22 protein-coding genes are annotated in these 22,509 nt (G+C 66.2%); 8 read left to right on the plus strand and 14 right to left on the minus strand.

The features are described from left to right. The first annotated feature begins 247 nt into the window (after window positions 1–247). Window positions 248–1,519, plus strand: a complete 1,272-nt coding sequence (locus ACZ60G_RS26820) for an aromatic ring-hydroxylating oxygenase subunit alpha (protein WP_465813397.1) — start codon at window positions 248–250, stop codon at window positions 1,517–1,519. Here ACZ60G_RS26820 and ACZ60G_RS26825 read toward each other — a convergent pair. Then, a complete protein-coding gene (locus tag ACZ60G_RS26825; RefSeq protein WP_465813399.1) occupies window positions 1,505–2,272 on the minus strand; it encodes a tyrosine-protein phosphatase in 768 nt (255 codons plus the stop codon). The two genes, ACZ60G_RS26820 and ACZ60G_RS26825, sit on opposite strands and share 15 nt — an antisense overlap. Window positions 2,273–2,307: 35 nt before the next feature. Between ACZ60G_RS26825 and ACZ60G_RS26830 the strand changes: the two genes are divergently transcribed. After that, a complete protein-coding gene (locus ACZ60G_RS26830) occupies window positions 2,308–3,003 on the plus strand; it encodes a TetR/AcrR family transcriptional regulator (RefSeq protein ID WP_465813401.1) in 696 nt (231 codons plus the stop codon). Here ACZ60G_RS26830 and ACZ60G_RS26835 read toward each other — a convergent pair. Genes ACZ60G_RS26835 through ACZ60G_RS26845 form a run of 3 tightly spaced genes read right to left on the minus strand, consistent with a single transcriptional unit; the run spans window position 2,945 to window position 6,144 of the window. Continuing rightward, window positions 2,945–3,790 carry an SDR family NAD(P)-dependent oxidoreductase gene (locus ACZ60G_RS26835; protein ID WP_465813403.1) on the minus strand — a complete coding sequence of 282 codons (846 nt, stop codon included), beginning with the start codon at window positions 3,788–3,790 and terminating at the stop codon, window positions 2,945–2,947. The two genes, ACZ60G_RS26830 and ACZ60G_RS26835, sit on opposite strands and share 59 nt — an antisense overlap. Beyond that, complete coding sequence (locus tag ACZ60G_RS26840; RefSeq protein ID WP_465813404.1) at window positions 3,791–5,017, minus strand: acyl-CoA dehydrogenase family protein; 1,227 nt, start codon at window positions 5,015–5,017, stop codon at window positions 3,791–3,793. Next, a complete protein-coding gene (locus ACZ60G_RS26845; protein ID WP_465813406.1) occupies window positions 5,014–6,144 on the minus strand; it encodes an acyl-CoA dehydrogenase family protein in 1,131 nt (376 codons plus the stop codon). The genes ACZ60G_RS26840 and ACZ60G_RS26845 overlap by 4 nt, the downstream gene beginning before the upstream one ends. Window positions 6,145–6,345: 201 nt before the next feature. On the opposite strand from ACZ60G_RS26845, the gene ACZ60G_RS26850 reads away from it, so the two are divergent. From ACZ60G_RS26850 to ACZ60G_RS26860, 3 genes are all read left to right on the plus strand, one after another. Next, window positions 6,346–7,641: a cytochrome P450 gene (locus ACZ60G_RS26850; RefSeq protein WP_465813408.1), complete on the plus strand. Its 1,296-nt coding sequence runs from the start codon at window positions 6,346–6,348 to the stop codon at window positions 7,639–7,641. After that, entirely contained in the window at window positions 7,638–7,826 is a 189-nt protein-coding gene (locus ACZ60G_RS26855; protein ID WP_465813410.1) for a ferredoxin, read from the plus strand. Before ACZ60G_RS26850 ends, ACZ60G_RS26855 begins: the two co-directional genes overlap by 4 nt. A 138-nt stretch (window positions 7,827–7,964) precedes the next feature. Next, a complete protein-coding gene (locus tag ACZ60G_RS26860; RefSeq protein WP_465813643.1) occupies window positions 7,965–9,509 on the plus strand; it encodes an acyl-CoA synthetase in 1,545 nt (514 codons plus the stop codon). Between the two features lie 5 nt (window positions 9,510–9,514). Here ACZ60G_RS26860 and ACZ60G_RS26865 read toward each other — a convergent pair whose 3' ends face one another. After that, a complete protein-coding gene (locus tag ACZ60G_RS26865; RefSeq protein ID WP_465813412.1) occupies window positions 9,515–9,982 on the minus strand; it encodes a MarR family winged helix-turn-helix transcriptional regulator in 468 nt (155 codons plus the stop codon). Window positions 9,983–10,099: 117 nt separating this feature from the next. Here ACZ60G_RS26865 and ACZ60G_RS26870 point away from each other — a divergent pair, with 117 nt between their 5' ends. Next, window positions 10,100–11,545: an MFS transporter gene (locus tag ACZ60G_RS26870; RefSeq protein WP_465813414.1), complete on the plus strand. Its 1,446-nt coding sequence runs from the start codon at window positions 10,100–10,102 to the stop codon at window positions 11,543–11,545. A gap of 84 nt (window positions 11,546–11,629) precedes the next feature. On the opposite strand, the gene ACZ60G_RS26875 is transcribed toward ACZ60G_RS26870, so the two are convergent. The 9 genes from ACZ60G_RS26875 to ACZ60G_RS26915 all read right to left on the minus strand — a co-directional run bounded on the left by ACZ60G_RS26875 (window position 11,630) and on the right by ACZ60G_RS26915 (window position 19,599). Further along, entirely contained in the window at window positions 11,630–12,424 is a 795-nt protein-coding gene (locus tag ACZ60G_RS26875) for an NAD(P)-dependent oxidoreductase (protein WP_465813416.1), read from the minus strand. Further along, a complete protein-coding gene (locus ACZ60G_RS26880) occupies window positions 12,424–13,242 on the minus strand; it encodes an NAD(P)-dependent oxidoreductase (protein WP_465813418.1) in 819 nt (272 codons plus the stop codon). Before ACZ60G_RS26880 ends, ACZ60G_RS26875 begins: the two co-directional genes overlap by 1 nt. Then, a complete protein-coding gene (locus ACZ60G_RS26885; RefSeq protein WP_465813420.1) occupies window positions 13,242–13,745 on the minus strand; it encodes a DoxX family protein in 504 nt (167 codons plus the stop codon). The genes ACZ60G_RS26880 and ACZ60G_RS26885 overlap by 1 nt, the downstream gene beginning before the upstream one ends. After that, window positions 13,745–14,719 (minus strand): alpha/beta fold hydrolase, encoded by a 975-nt coding sequence (locus ACZ60G_RS26890; RefSeq protein ID WP_465813422.1) that lies wholly within the window; start codon window positions 14,717–14,719, stop codon window positions 13,745–13,747. The genes ACZ60G_RS26885 and ACZ60G_RS26890 overlap by 1 nt, the downstream gene beginning before the upstream one ends. After that, the gene (locus ACZ60G_RS26895; protein WP_465813423.1) at window positions 14,716–16,374 is read right to left on the minus strand and encodes a thiolase C-terminal domain-containing protein; all 1,659 of its coding nucleotides are present in this window, start codon (window positions 16,372–16,374) and stop codon (window positions 14,716–14,718) included. Before ACZ60G_RS26895 ends, ACZ60G_RS26890 begins: the two co-directional genes overlap by 4 nt. Window positions 16,375–16,394: 20 nt before the next feature. Further along, window positions 16,395–17,750: a cytochrome P450 gene (locus ACZ60G_RS26900; protein WP_465813425.1), complete on the minus strand. Its 1,356-nt coding sequence runs from the start codon at window positions 17,748–17,750 to the stop codon at window positions 16,395–16,397. Window positions 17,751–17,761: 11 nt separating this feature from the next. Further along, window positions 17,762–17,956, minus strand: a complete 195-nt coding sequence (locus ACZ60G_RS26905) for a ferredoxin (protein WP_063039407.1) — start codon at window positions 17,954–17,956, stop codon at window positions 17,762–17,764. A 13-nt stretch (window positions 17,957–17,969) separates the two neighbouring features. Further along, on the minus strand, window positions 17,970–18,830 hold the full coding sequence (locus ACZ60G_RS26910) for a mycofactocin-coupled SDR family oxidoreductase (protein ID WP_465813427.1): 861 nt from the start codon (window positions 18,828–18,830) through the stop codon (window positions 17,970–17,972). 61 nt (window positions 18,831–18,891) lie between these two features. Further along, on the minus strand, window positions 18,892–19,599 hold the full coding sequence (locus tag ACZ60G_RS26915) for an SDR family NAD(P)-dependent oxidoreductase (protein WP_465813429.1): 708 nt from the start codon (window positions 19,597–19,599) through the stop codon (window positions 18,892–18,894). 220 nt (window positions 19,600–19,819) lie between these two features. Between ACZ60G_RS26915 and ACZ60G_RS26920 the strand changes: the two genes are divergently transcribed. Both ACZ60G_RS26920 and ACZ60G_RS26925 read left to right on the plus strand, forming a co-directional pair. Then, window positions 19,820–21,301 (plus strand): aldehyde dehydrogenase family protein, encoded by a 1,482-nt coding sequence (locus tag ACZ60G_RS26920; RefSeq protein WP_465813431.1) that lies wholly within the window; start codon window positions 19,820–19,822, stop codon window positions 21,299–21,301. Continuing rightward, window positions 21,298–22,509 carry a CaiB/BaiF CoA transferase family protein gene (locus ACZ60G_RS26925; RefSeq protein ID WP_465813433.1) on the plus strand — a complete coding sequence of 404 codons (1,212 nt, stop codon included), beginning with the start codon at window positions 21,298–21,300 and terminating at the stop codon, window positions 22,507–22,509. The genes ACZ60G_RS26920 and ACZ60G_RS26925 overlap by 4 nt, the downstream gene beginning before the upstream one ends.

Below are 22,509 nucleotides of genomic sequence, written 5' to 3' on the forward strand. Positions count from 1 at the left end.
CGTCCTGTGGGCACTGCTGCGCGACGGGAGAGAATTCACCCTCGACACACCCGTCCCGACGGCAGTCGCGGCTTGACACGATCATTGAGAGTCCTTCCGGTGAGCTCATCGTGATGCCTAAGACTGTACTTGACGATCGGCAAGGCATTTACTTTACGAACGGCTAGCAATCTACTTTACGAACGACTAGCATTTCCTGATGTCGGCGGCCCGTTGGCCGTGGTATTCGATATGACGGGAGCTACAGATGCCGCATTTCGCGAAGCCCGCGGAGGGGTCGTGGACGGAGCACTATCCAGAGCTCGGCACCGGCCTGGTGTCGTTCGAGGATTCGATCTCGCCGGAGCACTATGAGCTCGAGCGCAAAGCGATCTTCGCGCGGACCTGGCTGAATGTCGGTCGGGTGGAACAGCTTCCACGCAAGGGCAGCTACTTCACCAAAGAGCTTGCGGTGGTGAACACGTCGCTGATCATCGTCAAAGACAACGACCAGCAAATCCGCTCTTTCCACAATGTCTGCCGCCACCGCGGCAACAAGCTGGTCTGGGACGACTATCCGGGCCAGGAGACCGCCGGTACCTGTCGGCAGTTCACCTGTAAGTATCACGCCTGGCGCTACAGCCTCGAAGGCGAGGCCACCTTCGTGCAGCAGGAGCAGGAGTTCTTCGACTTCGACAAGGACCGATTCGGTCTGAAGTCGGTGCGATGCGAAGTATGGGAAGGCTTCATATTCATCAACCTCGATGGGGATGCCGCGCCGCTGACCGACTATCTCGGCAAGCTCGCCGAGGGCCTGGCGGGCTACCCGTTCGGGGAGATGACCGAGGTGTACAAGTACCGGGCCGAGGTCGGCAGCAATTGGAAGCTCTATATCGACGCCTTCGCCGAGTTCTACCACGCGCCCATCCTGCACGCGAAGCAGTACGTGTCCGGTGAGTCGTCGAAGCTGTCGAACTTCGGCTTCGAGGCGCTGCACTACGAACTGGACGGGCCGCACGGCATGGTGTCCTCCTGGGGTGGCATGGCGCCGCCGAAGGACCTGAATATGGTCAAGCCGATCGAACGGGTATTGCGCAGCGGCAATTTCGGCGCCTGGGATCGCCCCGACATCCCCGCGCTGGACAATCTGCCACCCGGCCTGAACCCCGCCCGGCACCGGTCATGGGGCCTGGACTCCTACGTCTTCTTCCCGAATTTCATGATCGTCGTGTGGGCGCCGGGTTGGTACCTGACGTATCACTACTGGCCGACCGCCTACAACAAGCACATCTTCGAGGGCACCTGCTATTTCGCCCCCGCCCGCAATGCCACCGACCGGTTGCGCCAGGAACTGGCCGCGCTCACCTTCAAGGAATTCGGCCTGCAGGACTGCAACACCCTCGAGGCCACCCAGACCATGCTCGAATCACGGGCGATCACCGAGTTCCCGCTCAATGACCAGGAGATCCTGCTGCGGCATCTGCACAAGCAGGCCACCGACGTCGTTGCCGGGTACCAGGCGGAGTCACGAAACGGCTGACTGGACCAGCCGGTCGCGCAGCGCGGTGAGAGTCGAGGGTGATAGCCCGGCCCTGGCATGCAGGTAGCCCTCGATACTCCCGTGTTGTTCCCGCAGTGTGGTGAGCAGGGTGGACATCGCAAGCCGCGGTGCGCCGAACACCGCGCGGTAGCGTGCGGGGTCGACATCCTCGGGGAGGCGGGCGAGTAGCCGGGGCAGGCGCCGGTCGGTGAAGTGGATGGCGCTGAGTTCGTAGTCGTCGAGAATCGTCGTCTCGTCGACACCGAGTGCCGCCAGCAGTAATGCGGCGGCGACGCCGGTGCGATCCTTGCCCGCGGTGCAATGGATCAGCGCCGGTGTACCGTCCGCATCGGCTAGCTCGGTGAGGATCCGCCCGAATATCCCGGCGTCGAAATCGGCCATCCGGCGATACATTTCGGCGAGGAAGTCGTCGGGAATGTCGGCGGGCCGGGTCCGGATCATCTCGGCATTGACCCGGGAGTGAGCGGCGGTGCCGCCGATGGTGAGTGGTATCCGGCGCACGGTGGCCGGTAGGGCCGAGGGAGACCGGTCGCGTTCCTCGTCGGTGCGCAGGTCATAGGCGACCAGCAGGCCCAGGCGTCCGATGATGGCGAGGTCGTCGATGCTGAGGCGGTGCGGAGCGTCGGAGCGATAGACCATGCCCCAGCGGGTGCATCCGCCGTCGACGGTCGGATAGCCACCGAGATCGCGGAAGTTCGTCGCACCCTGCAGGGTGAGGACACGCTCGGGCATTTGCGCCGACTCCTATTTTTGAGAATACTCTTCTTGTGAGCGAGAATAGCCTTGCAGGTCCAGGGGTCGACGTGGTGGGCCGCATTGCCGCGCGGGCTCTCGCCAAACGGGAAGCGACCTACGCCGACGAGGTGCGCCGCCTGCTGGATGCCGCGCTGGCCGTCATCCGCGCCAGCGGAACCGCGTCGCGACCGCGTGTCGCCGATATCGTCGCCGCCGCAGGTCTGTCCAATGACGCCTTCTACCGGCACTTTCCGTCGAAGGACGCACTCATCTCCGCGCTCATCGAGGATGGTGCCGAGCGCCTGGTGCGTTATGCCGACCGCCGAATGCGCACGGCGGATACACCGGAGGATCAGGTGCGCCGGTGGGTCGAGGCGGTGCTGTCCCAGGCGGCCGAGGCCACGGCGACATTGACCAGGGCGGTCCTGTGGAATGGTGGCGGGTCGGCACCGGATCTCGATGGCGGGTCGCCCACGCCGAGCGATCGGCTCGCGACACTGCTGCACGGCGCTTTCGCCGAATTGGGCAGCCAGGACCCGATATTCGATGCCGGGCTGGTCGCGCATGCGACCGTCGGCAGTCTGACCGATTTCCTCTGGCGCCAAGTGGAGCCGACCGCCGCCGATATCGACCGCACGACCGCGTTCTGCCTGCGCGCGATCACTCCGATCAACTTTGGAGATAGCGCAGCGGAGCGTAATTGGCCCAACCGGTATCCGGCCAGTTGAACCAGCCCGCCGATGCCGAGGTGCCACCGTCGGGGTGCAGGGTGGTGCCGGTGAGGTAGGCCGAAAGGGCCGAGGCGAGGAAGACCACGCAGTTCGAGACATCGGTGACCTGACCGGGGCGGCCGAGTGGGATGGCGACCCGGGCCCCGGCCGGATCCGACATGGCGCCGTCACCGTGCGAGAACCTGGCGAGGTTGGGGGTCGGCACGAAGTCCGGGGCCACATTGTTGACCCGGACCCGGTCCGGTGCGAGTTCGACGGCGAGGGTGCGGCCGAACTGTTCGACGGCCGCCTTCGCGGCGGCGTAGACGGCGAAACCCGGTGCGGCACGGTGCGCTTCGATAGTGGTGATATTGATGATGCTGCCGCCGCGCCCACCGGCCCGCATCCGGGGCGCCGCCAGTGCGCAGGCGTGGAATACATGCAGCAGATTGGTGCGCAGCAGCGCGTCCCAGCCCTTCGGTGTGGTGTCGGTGAACGGCGCACGGAAGGTGCCGCCGACGACATTGACGAGGGTGTCGAGCCGACCCCAGCGCTCGTCGACCGCGGCGAACAGTGCCGCCAGCGTTTCGGGGTCGCGGGCGTCACCGACCTGCACCAGGGCGTCGCCGTCGGCCATCGTGTGCCGCAGGGCCTCGGCTGCTTCGGCATCGAGGTCGAGGACTGCGGGCCGCACACCGTTGGCGACCAAATCGTGCACGATCGCCTGCCCGAGACCGCCTGCGCCGCCGGTGATCACGGCCACGGTGCCGTCGAGGCCGCTGCGCTGTTCGAACCAACCCGTCACTCAACGACCTCGCTCGACCTTGTTGAACGGCACGTCGCGGTCGGCGGCGTGTTCGCGGGGCATGCCGAGTACGCGTTCGCTGATGATGTTGCGGGCCATTTCGGTACTGCCACCCGCGAGGCTCCAGGCGTTGCGGAACAGATAGTCGATGCCGAGTTGGCCGACGCCCGGACCGTCCGGATCGCCGGTCACCGCCGCCGCGCCCGCGATCGTGACCGCGGAATCGGTTTGCAGCAAGGCATTTTCGGCACTGAACAGGCGAACGATTGATCCCGCCGCAGGCGGCAGGGCGCCGATGCCGATGGCGTGCGAAACGTGCGCGATGAGCTGGTTGCGGACCACGATCATGGCCCTGGCCGCCCCGACATCCTCACGCACCCGTGGATCGTCGAGTCGGCCGGTTGCCCGCGCCAAGTCGACCAACGTGGTGGCCTCCGCGCCGAGGTGGGGGCGTTGACCGCTGGTGTAGGGCGAGGTGCCGCCCATGGCGGCCCGTTCGTGATTCAGCAGCCGCGACGCCGCCGCCCAGCCGCCGCCGACCTCGCCGATCACGGCGTCGGCGGGTAACCGGACATCGTCGAAGAACTCCTGGCAGAACTCGGTCGATCCGGTGACCTGTTTGATCCGCTGGATAGTTACGCCCGGCGCGGTGACCGGGACGAGGAACAGGGTGAGCCCGTTGTGCTTCGGCACATCCCAGTCGGTGCGGGCCAGGCACAGCCCGTAGTCGGCGGCATAGGCGCCCGAACTCCAGATCTTGGAGCCGTTGAGGATCCACTCGGCACCGTCGCGATCGGCGCGGGTGGTCAGCCCGGCCAGATCCGAGCCGCCGCGCGGTTCGGACAGGAACTGGGCCAGGATCTCCTCACCCCGCAGCACCGCCGTCAAATGCGTGCGCTTCTGCTCTTCGGTGCCCAGTTCGAGCAGGGTGGCCGCGCAGATTGCCAGCGTCGGCACATTCAGCACCAGCGGCATCTCGTAGCCGAGCGACTCCTCGGTGAAAGCTTGCTGGTGGGCGGGTGTAAGCCCTTGGCCGCCATAGGCTTTCGGGAAGCAGATACCGGCGAAGCCGCCGTCGGAGAGGATGCGCTGTAGTTCGCGCGCGCGATCCCACACCTCGTCGTGATCCGCTCCGGTGTAGGACTGCGTGGTGGGCGGGAGGTTTTCCTTCAGCCAGCGCCGGGCGCGGTCGCGGAAGCTGTCGAGGGGTTCGAGATCGGTTGTCATGCGGCGCTCCGGACGAGTAGATCGGTGATGCGGCGGTGATGTTCCTCCGGGGTGCCGTACAGGGCCCGGCCGTAGGTGACGCGCCGCAGAAACAGATGCAGGTCGTGTTCCCAGGTGACGCCGATACCGCCGTGGATCTGGACGCAGTCCTGGACGATCACCGGGGCCTTCGTGCCGACATAGGACTTGGCGACGCTGACGAATTCGGCTGCCGTGGAGGGGTTTTCGTCGATGGCCGCAGCCGCGGCGCGGGCGGTCGCATGGCAGGCCTCCAGCCAGGTCTTGTTATCGGCCATGCGGTGTTTGAGGGCCTGATAGGAGGCCAGCGGGCGGCCGAAGGTGTAGCGGTCGAACATCCAGGTCACGGTGGCGTCGAAGGCACGCTGGGCGGCGCCGACCGATTCCGCGGCGCTGAGTGCCGCTGCGATATGCAGTTGCGATCGCGTTGCCGCGGTGGCGGTTTCGCCCTGCTGGACCACGGCGTCGGCGCCGACGAAGACCTTCGCGAACTCGACCCGGGCGGTGCGGCGAACGAGGTCGAGTGTCCAGGTCGGGGTGACCGTCACGCCCGGGGTATCGGCACGCACCAGGAGCTGGATCGGGCCGTCGGGACCATGTGCGGTGACCAGGAACAGGTCGGCGCGGTCACCGGCTTCGACGCGGTCCTTGAGCCCGGTTAGCCGGTAGCCCGTGCCCTCAGGTTCGGCGCGGGTGTCCGGGGCGGTGAGATCCAGACCGTGGCCGGGCTCGTAGAGCGCCCACGCGGCGATCGCGTCCCCACTGACGATCTCGGCGATCACATCCGCGAACCGATCGCCCGCGGCTGCCAGTCCGGCGAGTACGGCGCTGGTGGGGATCAACGGGCCGGGCGCGCAGGTGCGACCGAACTCCTCGGCCACCAGCGCGAGTTCGGTCATCGGCTGGCCGGAGATCGAGCCGCCCCCGAGGCTTTCGGGCACCAGCATCGCCGTCCAGCCCAGCTCCGCGCCTCGTCGCCACCACAGGTCATCGAAACCCGATGCGGCATCGGCGAGTTCGCGCACCGTCTCGATCGGGACGGTCCGGTCGAGGAACTCGCGGGTCGTCGTCTGGAACAACCGCTGATCGCCGGTCGGCTCGACACTCATGAATTTCGGCCCTCCGAATCAACCGCTGAGCACCTGCTCACCGGACTGAGACGCGCTAGTCGGAAACCGCGCGCCGCGGTCTCCTATTTGACGGTCTCTCATACCGATGTGAGAATCGGATTCAACAGTTATTGAGAGTATCATTCTCGCGTGCCGGTCGGTAGGTCCATGGCGGGCGCGCGGTGCCGAAGGGAGCCATCAGTGGTGAACGACTTCGAGGAGATGGATTTCTTTCTCGGGCGGGAGCTCATAGCGGATCCGTATCCGTACTTCGACGCCATGCGCGCGCAGTGCCCGGTGGCGCGCGAGAACCACCACGGCGTGTACATGGTGACCGGCTACGACGAGGCGCTCGAGGTGCTGAACGACACCGAGCACTTCTCCTCTTGCACCTCGGTGACCGGTCCGTTCCCCGGTTTCCCGGTGCCGCTGGAGGGCGATATCGATGCGCTGATCGCCGAGCACCGCGACAAACTGCCGTTCAGCGACCAACTGCCCACCCTGGACCCGCCGGTGCACACCCAGCATCGCGGCCTGCTGATGCGGCTCATCACCCCGAAGCGCCTCAAGGAGAACGAGGACGCGATGTGGACGCTCGCGGACCGGATGCTCGACAGCTACCTCGCACCCGGTCGCGGCGACTTCATCCGCGACTTCGCCGGACCGTTCACGCTGTACGTCATCGCCGACCTGCTCGGCGTGCCCCCGGCCGACCAGGAGGAATTCCTGCAGGCATTGCAGCGCGACCCGCACCGGGAGGGCTCCACACTCGGCAGTACCGAGGGTGAATCCATGCACCACAACCCGATCGAATTCCTCTACGGCAGGTTCGCCGACTACATCGAGGACCGTCGTCGCGAACCGCGCGGCGATGTGCTCGGCAGCATGGCGACCACGATGTTCCCGGACGGTTCCGAACCCACGGTGCTCGATATCGTCCGGGTGGCGGCGAATCTGTTCTCGGCCGGTCAGGAGACGACCGTTCGACTGCTCAGCTCCGCGCTGAAACTGCTCGGCGAACAGCCCGAACTGCAGCGGTGGTTGCGCGAGGACCATTCGCGCGTACCGAATTTCGTCGAGGAGGTGCTGCGCATGGAGAGCCCGGTGAAGGGTGACTTCCGGTTGTCGCGGGTGCCGGTCAGCGTCGGCGGGGTCGACCTGCCCGCCGGTACCACCTTGATGGTGGTGAACAGCGGCGCCAACCGGGATCCGCGCCGCTTCGACGATCCGTCGACCTTCGATCCCGAGCGCTCGAATGCCCGCACCCACATCGCCTTCGGCCGTGGTATCCACACCTGTCCGGGTTCGCCGCTGGCCAGAGCCGAGGCTCGCGTGGCCATCGAGCGGCTGCTGGACCGCACGACCGATATCCGCATCGACGAAGCGGTGCACGGCGCCGCCGGCGCACGCGAGTACGAGTATGTGCCGACCTTCGTCCTGCGCGGCCTGACCGCGCTGCATCTGGAATTCGATATCGCGGAAGGTGGTACCCGATGAAGGTCTCCGTCGATTCCGATCGCTGTCGCGGACATGGTGTGTGCCTGTCGTTGTGCCCGGAGGTGTTCACCCTCAACGACGACGGCTACGCCGAGGTGCAGACTCCCGAGGTTCCGGCCGACCACGCCAGTGCTGTCCTGGTGGCGGTGTCGGCCTGTCCGGAGCATGCCATCACCGCGAGTTGACCGGTTCGGTGCGGCCGCCTGCATCAGCTGACCGGCATCCAATTCGAGGAAGAGTGTTGTTCCATGGCCGAGAATCACATTGTCGAACAAGGTGATCCGGCGGCGGGCGGCGACGTTGCGCAGACCACCGCGGCACCGATGACGCCCGGCTGGCACGCCGATCGGGCGCCGGATCGCCCGGCGATCGTGCTGGCGTCCAGTGGCGAGGTGGTGACCTATGCCCAATTGGAGCAGCGGTCGATCCGGTTCGCCAGGGCCATGCGTTCGCGCGGACTCGCGGTCGGCGACCACATCGCGATTCTCATGGAGAACAATCGCCCGTTTCTCGAGATCGCGTGGGCGGCGCAGCGCTGCGGTCTGTACTACACCGCGATCAACCGGCATCTGAAAGCCGGTGAGGTGCAGTACATCCTGGACGACTGCGGCGCCAGCGCGCTGGTGACCAGCGAGTCCATGGCCGATGTGGTGGCCGAGCTCGACCTCTCCGCCCTCCCGGTCCGGATTGTGGCGGTGGGGGAACTGGTCGGTTTCGAACAGTACGAGGATGTGCTGGCGGCGACATCGCCGCATCCGCTCGGCTCCGACGAATGCGAGGGCCGGGAGATGCTGTACTCGTCGGGAACGACCGGGCAGCCCAAGGGAGTTCGCAAACCGCTGCCCGCCGCTCCGCTCGGCGATCCGGATTCGGCGCCGGTGCAGATCGCGCGGGGTCTGCTGGTGAGCGGCGCCAGTGCGGATGCGGTCTATCTGTCGCCCGCACCGCTGTATCACGGTGCGCCGCTGGTGTTCTCGATGTCGTGGCATCGAATCGGCGCGACCGTGATCGTGATGGAACGCTTCGACCCTCGGCAATGCCTCGAGCTGATCGAGCGTCATCGGGTCACGCACGCGCAGCTGGTGCCGACGATGTTCGTGCGCCTGTTGCGATTGCCGAAGGCCGAACGCGAACGGTATGACATCTCGAGTCTGGTGAATGTGGTCCACTCGGCGGCGCCGTGCCCGGTGCCGGTGAAACGGCAGATGCTGCATTGGTGGGGACCGATCATCAGCGAGTACTACTCCGGGACCGAGGATGTCGGGAACACCTACATCAGTGCCGAGGAGTGGCTGGCGCATCCGGGCTCGGTGGGCAGACCGGCGCAGGAGTGTCACATTGTCGGCGCGGATGGCGAGGAGTTGCCGCTCGGCCAGGTCGGGGTGGTGTACTTCGGTGGGGGACGGCCGTTCGAATATCACCACGATGCTGCGAAGACCGCTTCGGTGACCCATGAGAAGGGGTGGCGCACACTCGGCGATATGGGATATCTCGATGCCGAGGGCTATCTGTATCTCACCGATCGGCAAGCCCACATGATCATCTCCGGCGGGGTGAATATCTACCCGCAGGAGGCCGAGAATGTCCTCGCGGCACATGCCGCGGTCGCCGACGTCGCCGTGCTCGGCGTGCCGGACGAGGAAATGGGCGAGGCGGTGAAAGCCGTTGTCCAACTGGTTGATCCGGCTACCGCCGGTGCCGAGATCGCGGCCGAGCTGATCGCCTACTGTCGCGCGGAACTAGCCGCCTACAAATGCCCGCGCACGGTCGACTTCGTCACCGAATTGCCCCGTGATCCCAGCGGCAAGCTCTACAAACGCCAGCTGCGCGCCCAGTACTGGGAAGGCCACGACACCCTGGTCGGCTGAGTGGCCTATCGGGCGGCCATCGGCTCTGGGCGCGGCCACGTCCGTCCGTACAGCCGCTCGATATCGCTGTTGAATCGCTCCAGATAGCTGGCGAATTCGGCGCGCTCCTCGCCGGTCCAATCCTGCGTCACCGCTGCCAGGACCTCGATGATGACAGCGCGCTCCTGATCGAGGCGCCGACCACCCGCAGCGGTGACGCGAAACTTGCGCGCGACACCGCCATCCGGATCGGGAATGCGTTCCACGAGTCCGGCCCGCAGCAGTGTGGCGGTCTGCCGATGCAGCGTCGACACATCCAATCCCAGTGCGTCGCTGAGCTGTCGCAGTGACATCGGGCCCTGGATTCGCAGTCGGCTCAGTAGCAGATACGAGCTGCGCTCCAGCGGGTCATCGGTGCGCCGATGTTGGGGGCTCAGTCGGTAGTGGCCGAGTAGCAAGGTCTCGAACTCGATCAGTTGTATGCGCTTGTCCATGCCTTCCTTCCTCGGAGATGTGCATCACACACAGTGCGTGTATTATTCACGCGGAATGCATGATACACATGTAGTGTACGATACACGCTGATTGTTATGAGTCCGAGGGAGATTTAGGTGGACAAGCCTGATTCCGCTGTCCGGCCAGGCGCCATCCTGGCGGTGCTGGCCTATACCGGCATCGTCGCGTCGCTGATGCAGACGCTCGTAGTGCCATTGCTCGGCGAGTTGCCGCAGATTCTGAATTCCTCGGCGGCCAATACATCCTGGGTCGTGACAATCACCCTGCTCGTGGGTGCGGTCGCCACCCCGGTCGCCGGACGCCTCGGCGATATGTTCGGCAAGCGCCGGATGGTGATCGCCTCGACCGTGCCGCTCATCATCGGCTCGGTGGTCTGCGCCATGGCGGGGTCATTGCTGCCGATGATCATCGGCCGCGGCCTGCAGGGTCTCGGCTTCGGCACCATCCCGCTGGCCGTCGCGCTGCTGCGCGATGTGCTGCCGCCCGAGCGACTCGGCTCGGCCATCGCGCTGATCAGCTCCTCGCTCGGTATCGGTGGCGCGCTCGGTCTGCCGTTGGCGGCGGCGGTCACCGAGTACAGCAACTGGCGGGTGCTGTTCTGGGCGGCGGCGGCGCTGGTCGCGGTCGCCACCGCGCTGATCACCCTGATCGTCCCGGAGGGTATTGCCGAAGGGCCGTCGGGTCGTTTCGACGGACTCGGTGCGGTGCTGCTCGGCGCCGGCCTGGTGTCGTTGCTGCTCGCCGTGTCCAAAGGCGCGACATGGGGTTGGACGAGCGGCAGCATTCTCGGCCTGTTCGTCGCGGCCGTAGTGGTGCTGCTGGTGTGGGGTTGGTGGGAGCTGCGGACCGTTGAGCCGTTGGTCGACCTGCGGGTGACCGCCCGGCCACAGGTGCTCGTCACCAATCTCGCGACGGTCGCCATCGGTGTCGGCATGTACGCGTTGCAGCTGAGCGTCCCGCAGTTGATGCAGCTGCCGCGTTCGCTCGGTTACGGTCTCGGCCAGTCGATGATGGCGATGGGTCTGTGGATGGCCCCCGCCGGCATCATGATGATGCTCATCTCCCCGGTCGGCGCGAAGCTGTCGGCTGTGCGCGGTCCGAAGTTCACCCTTGTCGTCGGTGCGGTCGTCATGGCCATCGGCTACGGCGCCGCGCAGGTCCTGATGGGCAGCACCTGGGGACTGCTGATCGTGAACATCATCTGCAGCTCGGGTGTCGGTTTCGCTTACGGCGCCATGCCCGCCCTGATCATGGGTGCGGTGCCGCAGTCGGAAACCGCCGCCGCCAACGGCTTCAACACCCTGATGCGGTCGATCGGCACCTCGATCTCCGCGGCCGTGGTCGGCGCGGTGCTGGCACAGCTGACCATCACGGTCGGCGGTCACAGCATCCCCACCGAGGACGGTTTCCGCGTCGCGTTCTTGATCGGCTGTGCCGTATCGGTTCTGGCGGCATTGGTCGCCATGGCCATTCCGGTCCGCCGGGCGATGGCCGCCAGTCCGGCCGAGCAGACCGAAGCGGAAGTCCCCGCCCGAGTCTGATGGCTCACCCGCGCAGCGTGGCGCGGTGGGAACGGCGCTCCGAACCTGCACCGGCAGCAGGTTCGGAGCGCCGCCTTGTATTCGTCAGTGCCGCTTGTCGATCGCGTCGTCGAGCAGGCCGAGATCGGTGCCGAGCTCCGCGGCGATCGACCGGACCGCCGCGACATCCTTGCCGACGAAATCGCCGACCGATGCGCTGAATTCGGCCACCGACCCCCGGCTCGCGACACCGGACAGCGCGCGACTTGCCGCACTGCCGTGCGGCAGCGCGGCCAGCAGAGTGGTTTCGGCAACGCCCAGCTGTTTCCCGAGATCCACTGCCGCGGTGAGTATTCCGAGCTGCGCGGCGAATACGGCATTGTTGACCAACTTGACGCGCTGGCCCGCGCCGAGCGGACCGACGTGCAGAATCGGGTCGCCGTAGGCGGCCAGCACGGGCCGGACCCGGTCCACGGTTTCGGCCGGGCCACCGACGAAGAGGGTGAGCCGTCCTGCTGCGATATCGGGCGGGCCGCCGCTGACGGGCGCGTCGAGCACCTGGATGCCATGTGAGGCAACGGCTTCGGCGGCGATGGCCGCAGTTGTGTGCGGACTGCCGGTCGTGTGCAGGACGAGAGTCGAACCGGACGGCATGGCGGCCAGCAACGGTGTGCCGAGACAGACCGCTCGAACCTGTTCATCGGTGAAAACGCACACGATGACGAGATCGGCGTTGGTCCCGACGGCTGCGGGTGCGGATACCGCCTGCGCGCCGATCTCGGTGAGGGCTCGGCGCGCTTCGAGCGACCGGCCGAGCGCGCACACCTCGTGCCCGGCCCGGACCAGCCGCTCGACCATGGGACGCCCCATCCGTCCGGCGCCGAGGAATCCGACGCGCATCAGCGCGGGTGATCGATCATCGTGAGGGTCGCGTCGGCGGCGTCGAGCACGATGCCGGGTTCGGCGCTCGCGGCGGCGGCCAGGTCCGCGATCAGGCCGACATCCTTGCGCAGCAGCGGCCCGGCGTGTGCGGCGATCCGGTCCAGGGTGCCGCCCGCGGAGACGACACGGCCGAGCGCGAAGCTGTCGGCGGTGCCGTGCGAGATCACCTCGCCGAGGCGGGTCGGATCGATACCGATGGACGTACCGAGCGCGAGAGTGCTTGCCGCGGTGGCGAGATTCGCGGTGAACAGCAGGTTGTTGAGGAGCTTGGCGGTCTGTCCGGCGCCGAGCGGGCCCAGATGGACGACGGGTTCGGCGTAGGTCTCGAATACCGGGCGAGCGCGTTCGACGATATCGGTCGAGCCGCCGACCATCACCAGCAACCGGCCGTCGGCGGCCGCAGCGCCGCCACCGCTGACCGGTGCGTCGACGATCGAAACCCCCTGTGCCACAGCGATATCGGCGAGATCGCGGCAGGTGTCCGGATGCACCGTGCTGTGCACGGCGAGGATCGTGCCCGCGGCCATGCCCGCCAGTACGCCGTCGGCGCCGGTCACGACTTCGCGGACGTCGGCGTCGCCGACCACGCAGAGGCAGACGAGATCGCTCGCCGCGGCTAGTTCCGCCGGTGATGCGGCGATCTTCGCCGCCGTATCGGCGAACGGCTCGAGCGAGGCGGGCCGCCGCGCCCAGAGCGTCGTCTCATATCCGGAGTCGACGATCCGGCGCGCCATCGGCCCACCTTGGCTGCCGAGTCCGATGAATCCGACCCGCATCACGCTTCGCCTTTCGCTTCGGGCCGCCAGAACACGGCGAGCAGGCCCGCGGTGGCGACCAGGCCGACCCCGAGGGCGATGCCGCCACCGGCCCAACCCGTTATCTCGATATCGGCGGCGTGATCGATGGAAAGCCACCCGGGACCGAGCAGCCCCAGCGCCAGCGAAACGACCGCGAGCACGAGCACATACTCGTAACCCTCTTTGAATACGAAGAATCCGTTGGTGCGGTGGGCGAGCAGGCCCGCGACCGCCATCACCGAGATGACCGCCGCACACGCCAGGGGAGTGAGCAGCCCGACGATCAACAACACGCCGGCACCGATTTCGGTGACGACGCTCAGCCACGCGTGCAGGATGCCGCCGCGCAGTCCGAGGCCACTGAACCAGCGCGCGGTGCCCGCGATCTTGCCGCCGCCCACCCAGTGATTGACCCCGTGGGCGATCATGGTGGCTCCCAGAACGAGTCGCACGAGTGCGATGGCAACGTCGATGACGTCCATCAGTTCACCTCCTGTGTGGCGCCGTTGAATTGTATTGCCGGGCCGTGGAATTCGCCGGTTCTTCGGGCAACGGCTGCTTCTTCGACGAAGGCGAGCAGCCCGAGGTGGTAGGCGGCGGCCGTATGTCCAATGCTGAGGTTGTGGCCGCTGTTGGGCTGGATATTGAGCACGACCCTCGGTGCGGCGGTGAACCGGGCGCCGACTTCAGCGAGTGCGTCCGGATCGTTGCGCCACACCCGTTCGTGGTCGCCGACGGTGAACCGCACCGGAATCCGCACTTCGGCGGCAAGTGTGGGGAAGGTGACCGTCGGCCAGTCCTCGACCGAATTCCCCTCGTAGCGTGGGCCATAGGACCCGATCCGCGCACCGCCGACCAACTCGGGCGGATACAGCCGGGCCGGATACCACAGCAGTTCGGTGACGCCGCCCGGCACACCGTCGCGACGCATGCGCCGTTTCCCGTGCGGATCCGCTCCCCACAGGATGTCGTAGGCCTCCTGCTGATGTTCCAGCCCGGTCCCGGCCAATTCGAGGCCGAGCAATTCGCGGCCGCGCTCGTCGGCCGCCATCCGCAACGCCAATTCACTGCCCGCGGAATGGGCGAGCAAGAAGGTGCCCGCGCCGCGCGGCCGCGATCCGAGATGCTGCTCGGCGGCCGCATACATCAGATCGACACGGCGCTGTGGGTCGGCGAGTTCGTCGGCATGCGTGTGCGAGCTGCCGTATCCGGGCCGGTCCAGGGCCAGCACGGTGTATCCGGCCGCGGCGGCCAGCCGCAGCAGTGACAGTCGCGGGTGGTCCGGGCAGTCGAAATACGCTGAGGTGGTGGCTCCGCCGTGCAGGGCGAGCAGCACCGCCCGTGGTGTCTGCGCCTCGGCCAACAGCCCCGACATCGGAATGCCGTCGACTTCGGTGACGACTGGAATCGGTTCGTCTCCGGTCAGTAGCGAGAAATCGGATTCGGTAATCGTCATGAATCACTCCGCAGCAGCATCGCCCCACCGGGGGTGAGCCCGCCGCTGGACACCACACCGATGCGGGCATCGGGGACCTGCCGCGCACCGGCTTCACCGCGCAACTGCAAGATCGCCTCGTGCAGCAGGCCCATGCCGTGAGTGCGGCCGTGCGAGAGCTGGCCACCGTGGGTATTGAGCGGCAGCAGGCCGTCGCGGGCGATGTTCTTACCGCCGTCGAGGAAGTCCTTGGCCTCGCCGATACCGCAGAAGCCGAGGGCCTCCAGCCAGGACAGGCAGTTGAAGGTGAAGCCGTCGTACAGCTCGGCGATGTCGACGTCGGTGGGGCGCAACGTGGTTCGGGTCCACAGGTGCGCGGCCGGGCCGAGCACCTGCGGTTCGTGGGTGAGGGTGCTCTGGTCCCATTCGATGCGCTCGATGATCTGGGTGCCGACCGCCTCCACGAGGACCGGTGGCTTGGCCAGATCGCGCGCCGCGTCCACGCTGGAGACGATGACCGCGATCGCACCGTCACAGGGCACATCGCAGTCGTAGAGCCCGAACGGTGTGGTGATCGTGCGCGCCTCGAGATAGTCCTGCATGGTCATCGGATCTCGGTAGATCGCGGTCGGCTCGAGTTCGGCATTGGCGCGCTGATTCAATGCGATCCAGCCGAGGGTTTCACGAGTGGTGCCATAGCGCTGGAAATGTCGTTGCGCGTTCTGCGCCAGAGTATGTGCCGCAGAGGTGGCGCCGAATGGGGCCATCCAGCTGGGTGTGCGCGCGGCGGAGGGCTTGATCTTGCCCGTGCGCATCAGATCGTTGAAGGTGGCTACCCACAGGGTGCGGAAACACAGCACATGCCGGGCCAGCCCGCCCGCGACCGCCAACATGGCCGAGATGACCGACCCGCCGGGGCCGAAGGTTTCGATCCCGCCGTTGTGCCAGGTCGGCCGGATGCCGAGGGCGGACTCCAGGGCAAGGGCGCCGCCCTCGCTGAATCCGCCCATATTGCCGCCGCCCGGATAGGTCGACAGGCCGTCGATATCGTCGATCGTCAGACCGGCGTCGGCGATCGCGCGTTCGCAGGCCTGGATGGTCAGCCGCAGCGGTGGAACCTGCAGCCGCCGCCCGATCGGCGACATGCCGATACCGGTGAGCGCGACCCGGTCCTCGAATTTCTCCGACCGCACCATGGGCCGCACGTGCTGCCAGAACTCTTGTGGCGCAATATCGTCCACGGGCAGCGGGGCCGGTTCCGGCTGTGTTTCGACGGGCCGGAACAGCGGCAGCCAGACGTCGTCGTCCTGTTGGAAGACCACCTCGAGCCGCATGCCGAGGACCAGGGCATCCGGATCGCAGTCGATCACATTGGTGGTCAGCCGAACTCGCGGATCCTCCTCGAGCGCGACCTGCGCCACGACATAGGGCGCGGGCAGTCCCGGCACACCGAAACGATGGTTGACGGTGAAGCCGGCGAGTGTGGCGAAGCCCGAGACGGCACGCACTCCCATCTCGTGTCCACGGCAGTACCGGCATACCGGCTGCGGTGGATGGATCAGTGCCGCACAGGATTCACATTCCTGTATGCGCAGCGTGCCATCGCTCCCCGAGGTCCAGAAGAACTCGTTCTCGAGGGTGAGCAATGGCAGTGGACGTCCCGATGCTTCGCCCATATCGCCTCCTCGCTCTTTCGTCAGATCTGGGCGTCGCCCTTGCGCACGGTGACCGGTTCGGCCAGCCGCTGCTCATCACAGACGCGCTGCAGTTTCGCCAGGGTTTCGTCGAGTCCGGCGCCCAGCCGGGGACCAGGGGTGAAGGTGGCGGGCAGATGCCGCATGCCCTGGATGACGCCGATGGTGTCGTAATGTACGGCGTCCTCGGGAGCGCAGCGATAGTCCGGCATACGGTCGAACACCGCGAGCAGCATTCGCTTGAACACCATGCGCGCCATATTGGAACCGATGCAGCGGTGCACGCCGAGACCGAAACTGTAGTGCCGATTGCCCCGGCGTTCCATATCGATCTCATTGGGGTTGTCGAACACCTCGGGATCCCGGTTGGCCATCGCCCACGACAGCCACAGCCGCTCACCCTCGGCGAACTGCTTGCCCCCGACCTCGCAATCCTGGGCGAACGTGCGGCCGTCACCCGGTGCGGGGGTGAAGTAGCGCAAGAACTCCTCGGTCGCGGAATCGAGGATGAGATCGCGTTCGCGGCTGAGCAATTCGCGCTGATCCGGATTCTCCGACAGCCATTCCAGCGCGTGCGCGGTGAGCGCGGTGGTGGTGTCGAAGCCGCCGCCGATAATGAGGCTGAGCATGCCGAGCGCGTCCATATCGGAGATCGGCTCGCCGTTCAGGGTGGACTCCGCGACGGCGTGCAGCATGCCCGGCCGCGGATTCTGTTTGACCTCCAGATAGTTCGTCAGCAGGTCAAGGCCCATGGTGCGGTGCATCTCGGCGATGCGCGGGGTGTCCGGCGAATTCGGTGGGGTGTACACCGAGGCATGCGCCGGTTCGTTGTAGATGGTCCACTTGTCCAGTGGGATGCCCAGCATCGCCAGGGTGAGCACCGCGGGCACTATATTCGCCAACTCGTCGACGAAATCGATGCTGCCGCTTTCGATCTGCTCGTCGATGCTGGCGCGCACGATTTCGTCGACGAACGGAATCCAGCGCTGCACCGCCGCGGGGGACAGGTACGGATTCAGCGCCGAGCGCAGTTCCCGCTGTTCGGGCGGGTCCATTTCCAGGATGCCCGCGCGAATGCCCTGGCCGCGTTCCGGTGTCGGAATGGAAATCCCCTTGTAGCCACGACGTTCACCGTTTGGGTCGTTGTCGTTGGAGATGTGCGGGCAGCGGGCCAGTTCGAACACTTCGCGGTTACCCGCGGCTACCCAGTGCCCGCCGTAGGTTTCGGTCCAGGCGACCGGGCACTCGCTCTGCATCTGCTGGGTGATCTCGACGAATTGTCCGCGATATTGCGGGGTGTGTCGATCGAAATGAAATTCCGGCTGTCTGCGCTCGGCATCGGATGCGATATCGGTCATCGGCGGTTCCTCTATTCGGTGCTGGAGATCGCCCGTTCGGGGCAGGACCGGACGGCCTCGCGCACGTTGTCCTGCTGATCGGCTGGAACGTCTTCGCTGACCGGTGACGAATGCCCGTCGATTTCACTGAGTTCGAACACTTTCGGGGCGATCATCGCGCACAGCGTGTGCCCCTGACAGCGCTCGTCATCGACTCGAACCTTCACGGTATTCTTCCCTTCAGACGCGGTAGTCGTACCACTTCAGATAGCCGCCGGCGTCGACCCGCAGTTGGGTACCGGTGATGAAACGGGACTCGTCGGAGGCAAGGAACAACACCGCGTTGCTGATCTCCTCCGGCTCGATATACGGGACCGGCATGGCCTGCTGCACGAAGAAGGCGGGTTCGGCGTCCGTGCGGGTGGGATGTTCGAGATCCGGGCGGAACGAGCGGTACATCGGTTCGCTCTGCAGCATGGGGGTGTTGCAATTGGTCGGATGTACGACATTGGCCCGAATACTGCTTGCCGCCAAGTGGGTGGCGATCTCGTGGATGTATTGCGACAGAAGGCGTTTGGCTACCATATACGCGACACCGCCCGGATCCTTGCCCGGCTGATCGACCTTCGCCAGATCCATCAGCGCCGCGGTCGAACCGGTCGCGATGATCGATGCGCCGGCGCCGAGGTGCGGCAGTGCCGCCTGGACGGCATTGATGACGCCGATCAGGTTGGTATCGATGACATCGGTCCAGGCCTGCCACTGCGGCTCGCCCTTCATACCGGCGATGCCGGCCTGCGCCACCACGATGTCGAGATGGCCGAATTCGGCGATACCGCGCTCGATCGCCGCGGCGAGCTGCGCTCGATCGCGCACGTCGGCCTGTTCGGCGATGATGCGCCGTCCGGTCTTCTCGACGAGACGGGTCGTCTCCTCCAGATCCTCCGGTCGCGATAGCGAGTATTGGATGGTCTCGATATCACGGCAGATATCCACCGCGATGATGTCGGCACCCTCCTCCGCAAGCTTCACCGCATGACTGCGGCCCTGGCCTCGCGCGGCTCCGGTGACGAAGGCGACCTTGCCCTCCACACGTCCCACGGCTCTTCCTTTCGGTCCTACTTCTTCTGGGCTGCACCGTCCGTGCCGGGCACGGACGGGTTCAGGTATTACGGCCGCCGTTGACGCCGAGGATCTGTCCGGTGATGTAGCCGGCGTCCTCGGAGATCAGGAACGAGCAGGCCGCGGCGATATCGGCGGGGCGGCCGACCCGGCGCACCGGGGTGCGCTGGATGTGCTCCTCGATGGTTCCGCCGAGCAGCTGCTTCTCCTCGGACCGGCGCAGCATGGGGGTATCGATGAAGCCCGGCGGGACCGCGTTGACGGTGATCCCGTACGGACCCAGTTCCAGCGCAAGCGATTTGGTGAGGCCGTTGAGTCCGGACTTGGCCGCCACGTAGGCCGCCATGAACGGCTGGCCGGAGTGGGTACTGGAGGAGGAGATGTTGACGATGCGTCCCCAGTTCGCGGCCGTCATATCCGGCAGAACGGCTTGGACGGTGTGGAATACGCCGTGCAGGTTGACATCGATGATGCGCTGCCACTCCTCGAAGGTGAGGTTCTGGAAGCGGCGGTACTTCTCGATGCCGGCGGCATTGACCAGCACGGTGATCGGACCCAGCTTCGCGCGCACGTCGGTCAGAGCCTCGGCGATCTCGTCCGGTTTCGTCACGTCGACCTGATAGGCGAAATCGTCCTCGGCGGACGGGTTCAGGTCGAGGGTGGCGACGTGCAGGCCGTCAGTGCGCAGGCGCTCGACGATGCCGAGGCCGATGCCCGAGGCGCCTCCGGTGACCACAGCGGTTTTCACGCAAGAATCTCCCTTCCGGATGTTGAGAACCGTACTCTCGCGTTGATCCCGTGCGCAAGACTTCCCGAGTGATGCGGGATATCGGCAGGTGAACCGCGATGTCGTTCGTGTGCGACGGGGGTGTCGCAGCTTTCGGATTGTTGCTACAGTCCGCGAGTGATGAATGTATCATTCTCCAATAGCGAGAATGAAGTTTCCATTGCGCAGTGTAGGAGACCGGATGTCAGTGCAAGAAGAAGTGGCCGCCCGGACGGAGCAGATTCCGACTCGGCGGCTGCTCGTCGACGGCCAGTTGCTCGAGACCGGGCGCACGCTCGCCTCGCTCAATCCCGCGACGGGTGAGGTGTACGGGTACGCACCGGAGGCGGGCCTTACCGAGACCGACGCGGCCATCGCCGCGGCCCGGCGGGCCTTCGACACCACGACCTGGGCCACCGACGCCGCATTCCGCGCGCACTGCCTCGAACAGCTCTACCAGGCGTTTCGCGATAACGTCGAAGAACTGCGGGAGCTGACGATCGCGGAGGTCGGCGCGACCAGGCAGCTCACGCACGGTAACCAGCTCGAGATTCCCTTCGAGATCGTCCGCTTCTACGCCGGTCTGCTGTCGAAGTTCTCCTTCACCGAGGACCTCGGCGATATCGAAATCCGCGGTCAGCGCCATCGGCGCTGGGTCGAGAAGGAAGCCGCGGGCGTGGTGTCGGCCATCGCGGCTTACAACTATCCGCATCAGCTCGCATTGGCCAAGCTCGCGCCCGCGCTCGCGGCCGGTTGCACGGTGGTGCTCAAGGGCGCACCGGATACGCCGCTGGCCACCCTGGCGCTGGGCGAGATCATCGCGCACCACACCGACATTCCCGCCGGTGTGGTCAATGTCCTCACCTCCTCGGATGTTGCTGTGGGCGAACGGATGACGACGCACCCCAACGTAGACGTGGTCACCTTCACCGGTTCGACGCCGGTGGGACGCAAGATCATGGCCGCCGCGAGCGAGACGCTGAAGCGGGTATTCCTCGAGCTCGGCGGCAAATCGGCCGCGATCATGCTCGACGACGCGGACTACCGGACGGCCGCGCAATTCGCGGCGTTCAGCATTGTCAATCACGCCGGCCAGGGGTGTGCGCTGACGTCCCGGCTGCTGGTGCCGCGCAAGGATCACGATGCGATCGTCGAAATGGTCGCGCAGAACTTCGCGCATGTCCGCTACGGCGACCCCGGCGATCCGAAAACCTATATGGGGCCATTGATCAGCGAGCGCCAGCGCGACAAGGTCGATGGCTTGGTGCAGCGCGCGGTGGCGGCGGGTGCCCAGCTGGTGACCGGTGGCAAGAAGGTCGACCCGGGCTTCTTCTACCTGCCGACGCTGCTGGCAGGTGTCGATCCGGACAGCGAAATCGCCCAGGAGGAGGTCTTCGGACCGGTGCTCGCGGTGATCCCGTACGAGGACGACGACGATGCCGTACGGATCGCGAACAACTCCATCTACGGCCTGTCCGGCGGCGTGTTCAGCGCCGATGAGGAGCGGGCGCTCGCGGTGGCGCGGCGTATCCGCACCGGCACCATGAGCATCAACGGCGGCAACTACTTTGCCGCCGACGCGCCCTTCGGTGGTTATAAACAGTCCGGCATCGGCCGGGAGATGGGAGTCGACGGGTTGACGGAATTCCTGGAGATCAAGACCTTCGCGGCGGCGGTCCGATGAGCCGGGGGCCACTCGACGGGATCCGCGTCCTCGAGGTCGCGATGTACGGGTTCGTGCCGTCGGCGGGCGCCGTGCTCTCCGACTGGGGTGCGGACGTGGTCAAAGTCGAGCACGCGGTCACCGGTGACCCGCAGCGCGGGCTGCGTCAGATCGCCACCTTCAAGGTCGAGGGCGATCCCAATCCCAATGTGGAACATGCCAATCGGGGTAAGCGCAGTATCGGGGTCGATATGTCGGTGCCGGAGGGGCGGGCGGTGATCCACGACCTGGCCAAGACCGCGGACGTATTCCTGACCAGTTTCCTGCCGCAGCACCGAAGCAAGTTCGGTATCGATGTCGACGACATTCGCGCGGTGAACCCGAAGATCATCTATGCCCGCGGCAGCGGTCTCGGCCCGCGCGGTGCGGAGGCTGACAAGGGCGGCTACGACATGACCGCCTACTGGTGCCGCGGCAGCGTCGCCGCCACCATCACTCCGCCCAATATCGACGGGCTGATCCCGCCGCCCGGTCCGGCATTCGGCGACACCATCTCCGGAACCAATCTGGCGGGCGGCATCGCGGCCGCGCTGCTGAAGCGGGAACGCACGGGCGAGCCGTCGATCGTGGATGTGTCGCTGCTGAGCAGCGGGCTGTGGTCGATGGGGCACACCATCGCGCTCTCGGCGTATATGGGAGAACCGCTGCGGGCGTTCCCGACCGGATCACACGGTTCGCCGTCGAATCCGCTGTCGGGGTTGTACGCCACCAAGGACGGTCGGTATCTGTCGCTGGTCATGTTGCAGCCCGGCAAATTCTGGGCCGACGTATGCCAACATATCGACCGGCCGGACCTCGCAGAAGATCCGCGGTTCGCCGATGCCGCCGCGATCGCGGCCAATACCGCTGTGGCCGTGGAGATCCTGCGCGAGGTGTTCGCCACCCGGACGCTCGCCGAATGGACCGAGCGTTTCGCGACTCTGTCCGGTCCGTGGGCGCCGGTGCAGGACGCGCTCCAAGCGATCGACGATCCGCAGGTGCAGGCGAACGAATATGTCCGCAAAGCCGGTGAGCTGCAGTTGGTTTCGAGCCCGGTGCAATTCGATCTCACCGCGCCCGACCTGCGTCCCGGCCCGGAATTCGCCGCGCAGACCGACGAGGTCCTGCTCGAACTCGGCCTGGACTGGGACCGCATCATCGCGCTCAAAACCGCGGGTGCGATCACGTAA

This window comes from Nocardia sp. NPDC102475 (assembly GCF_055584605.1).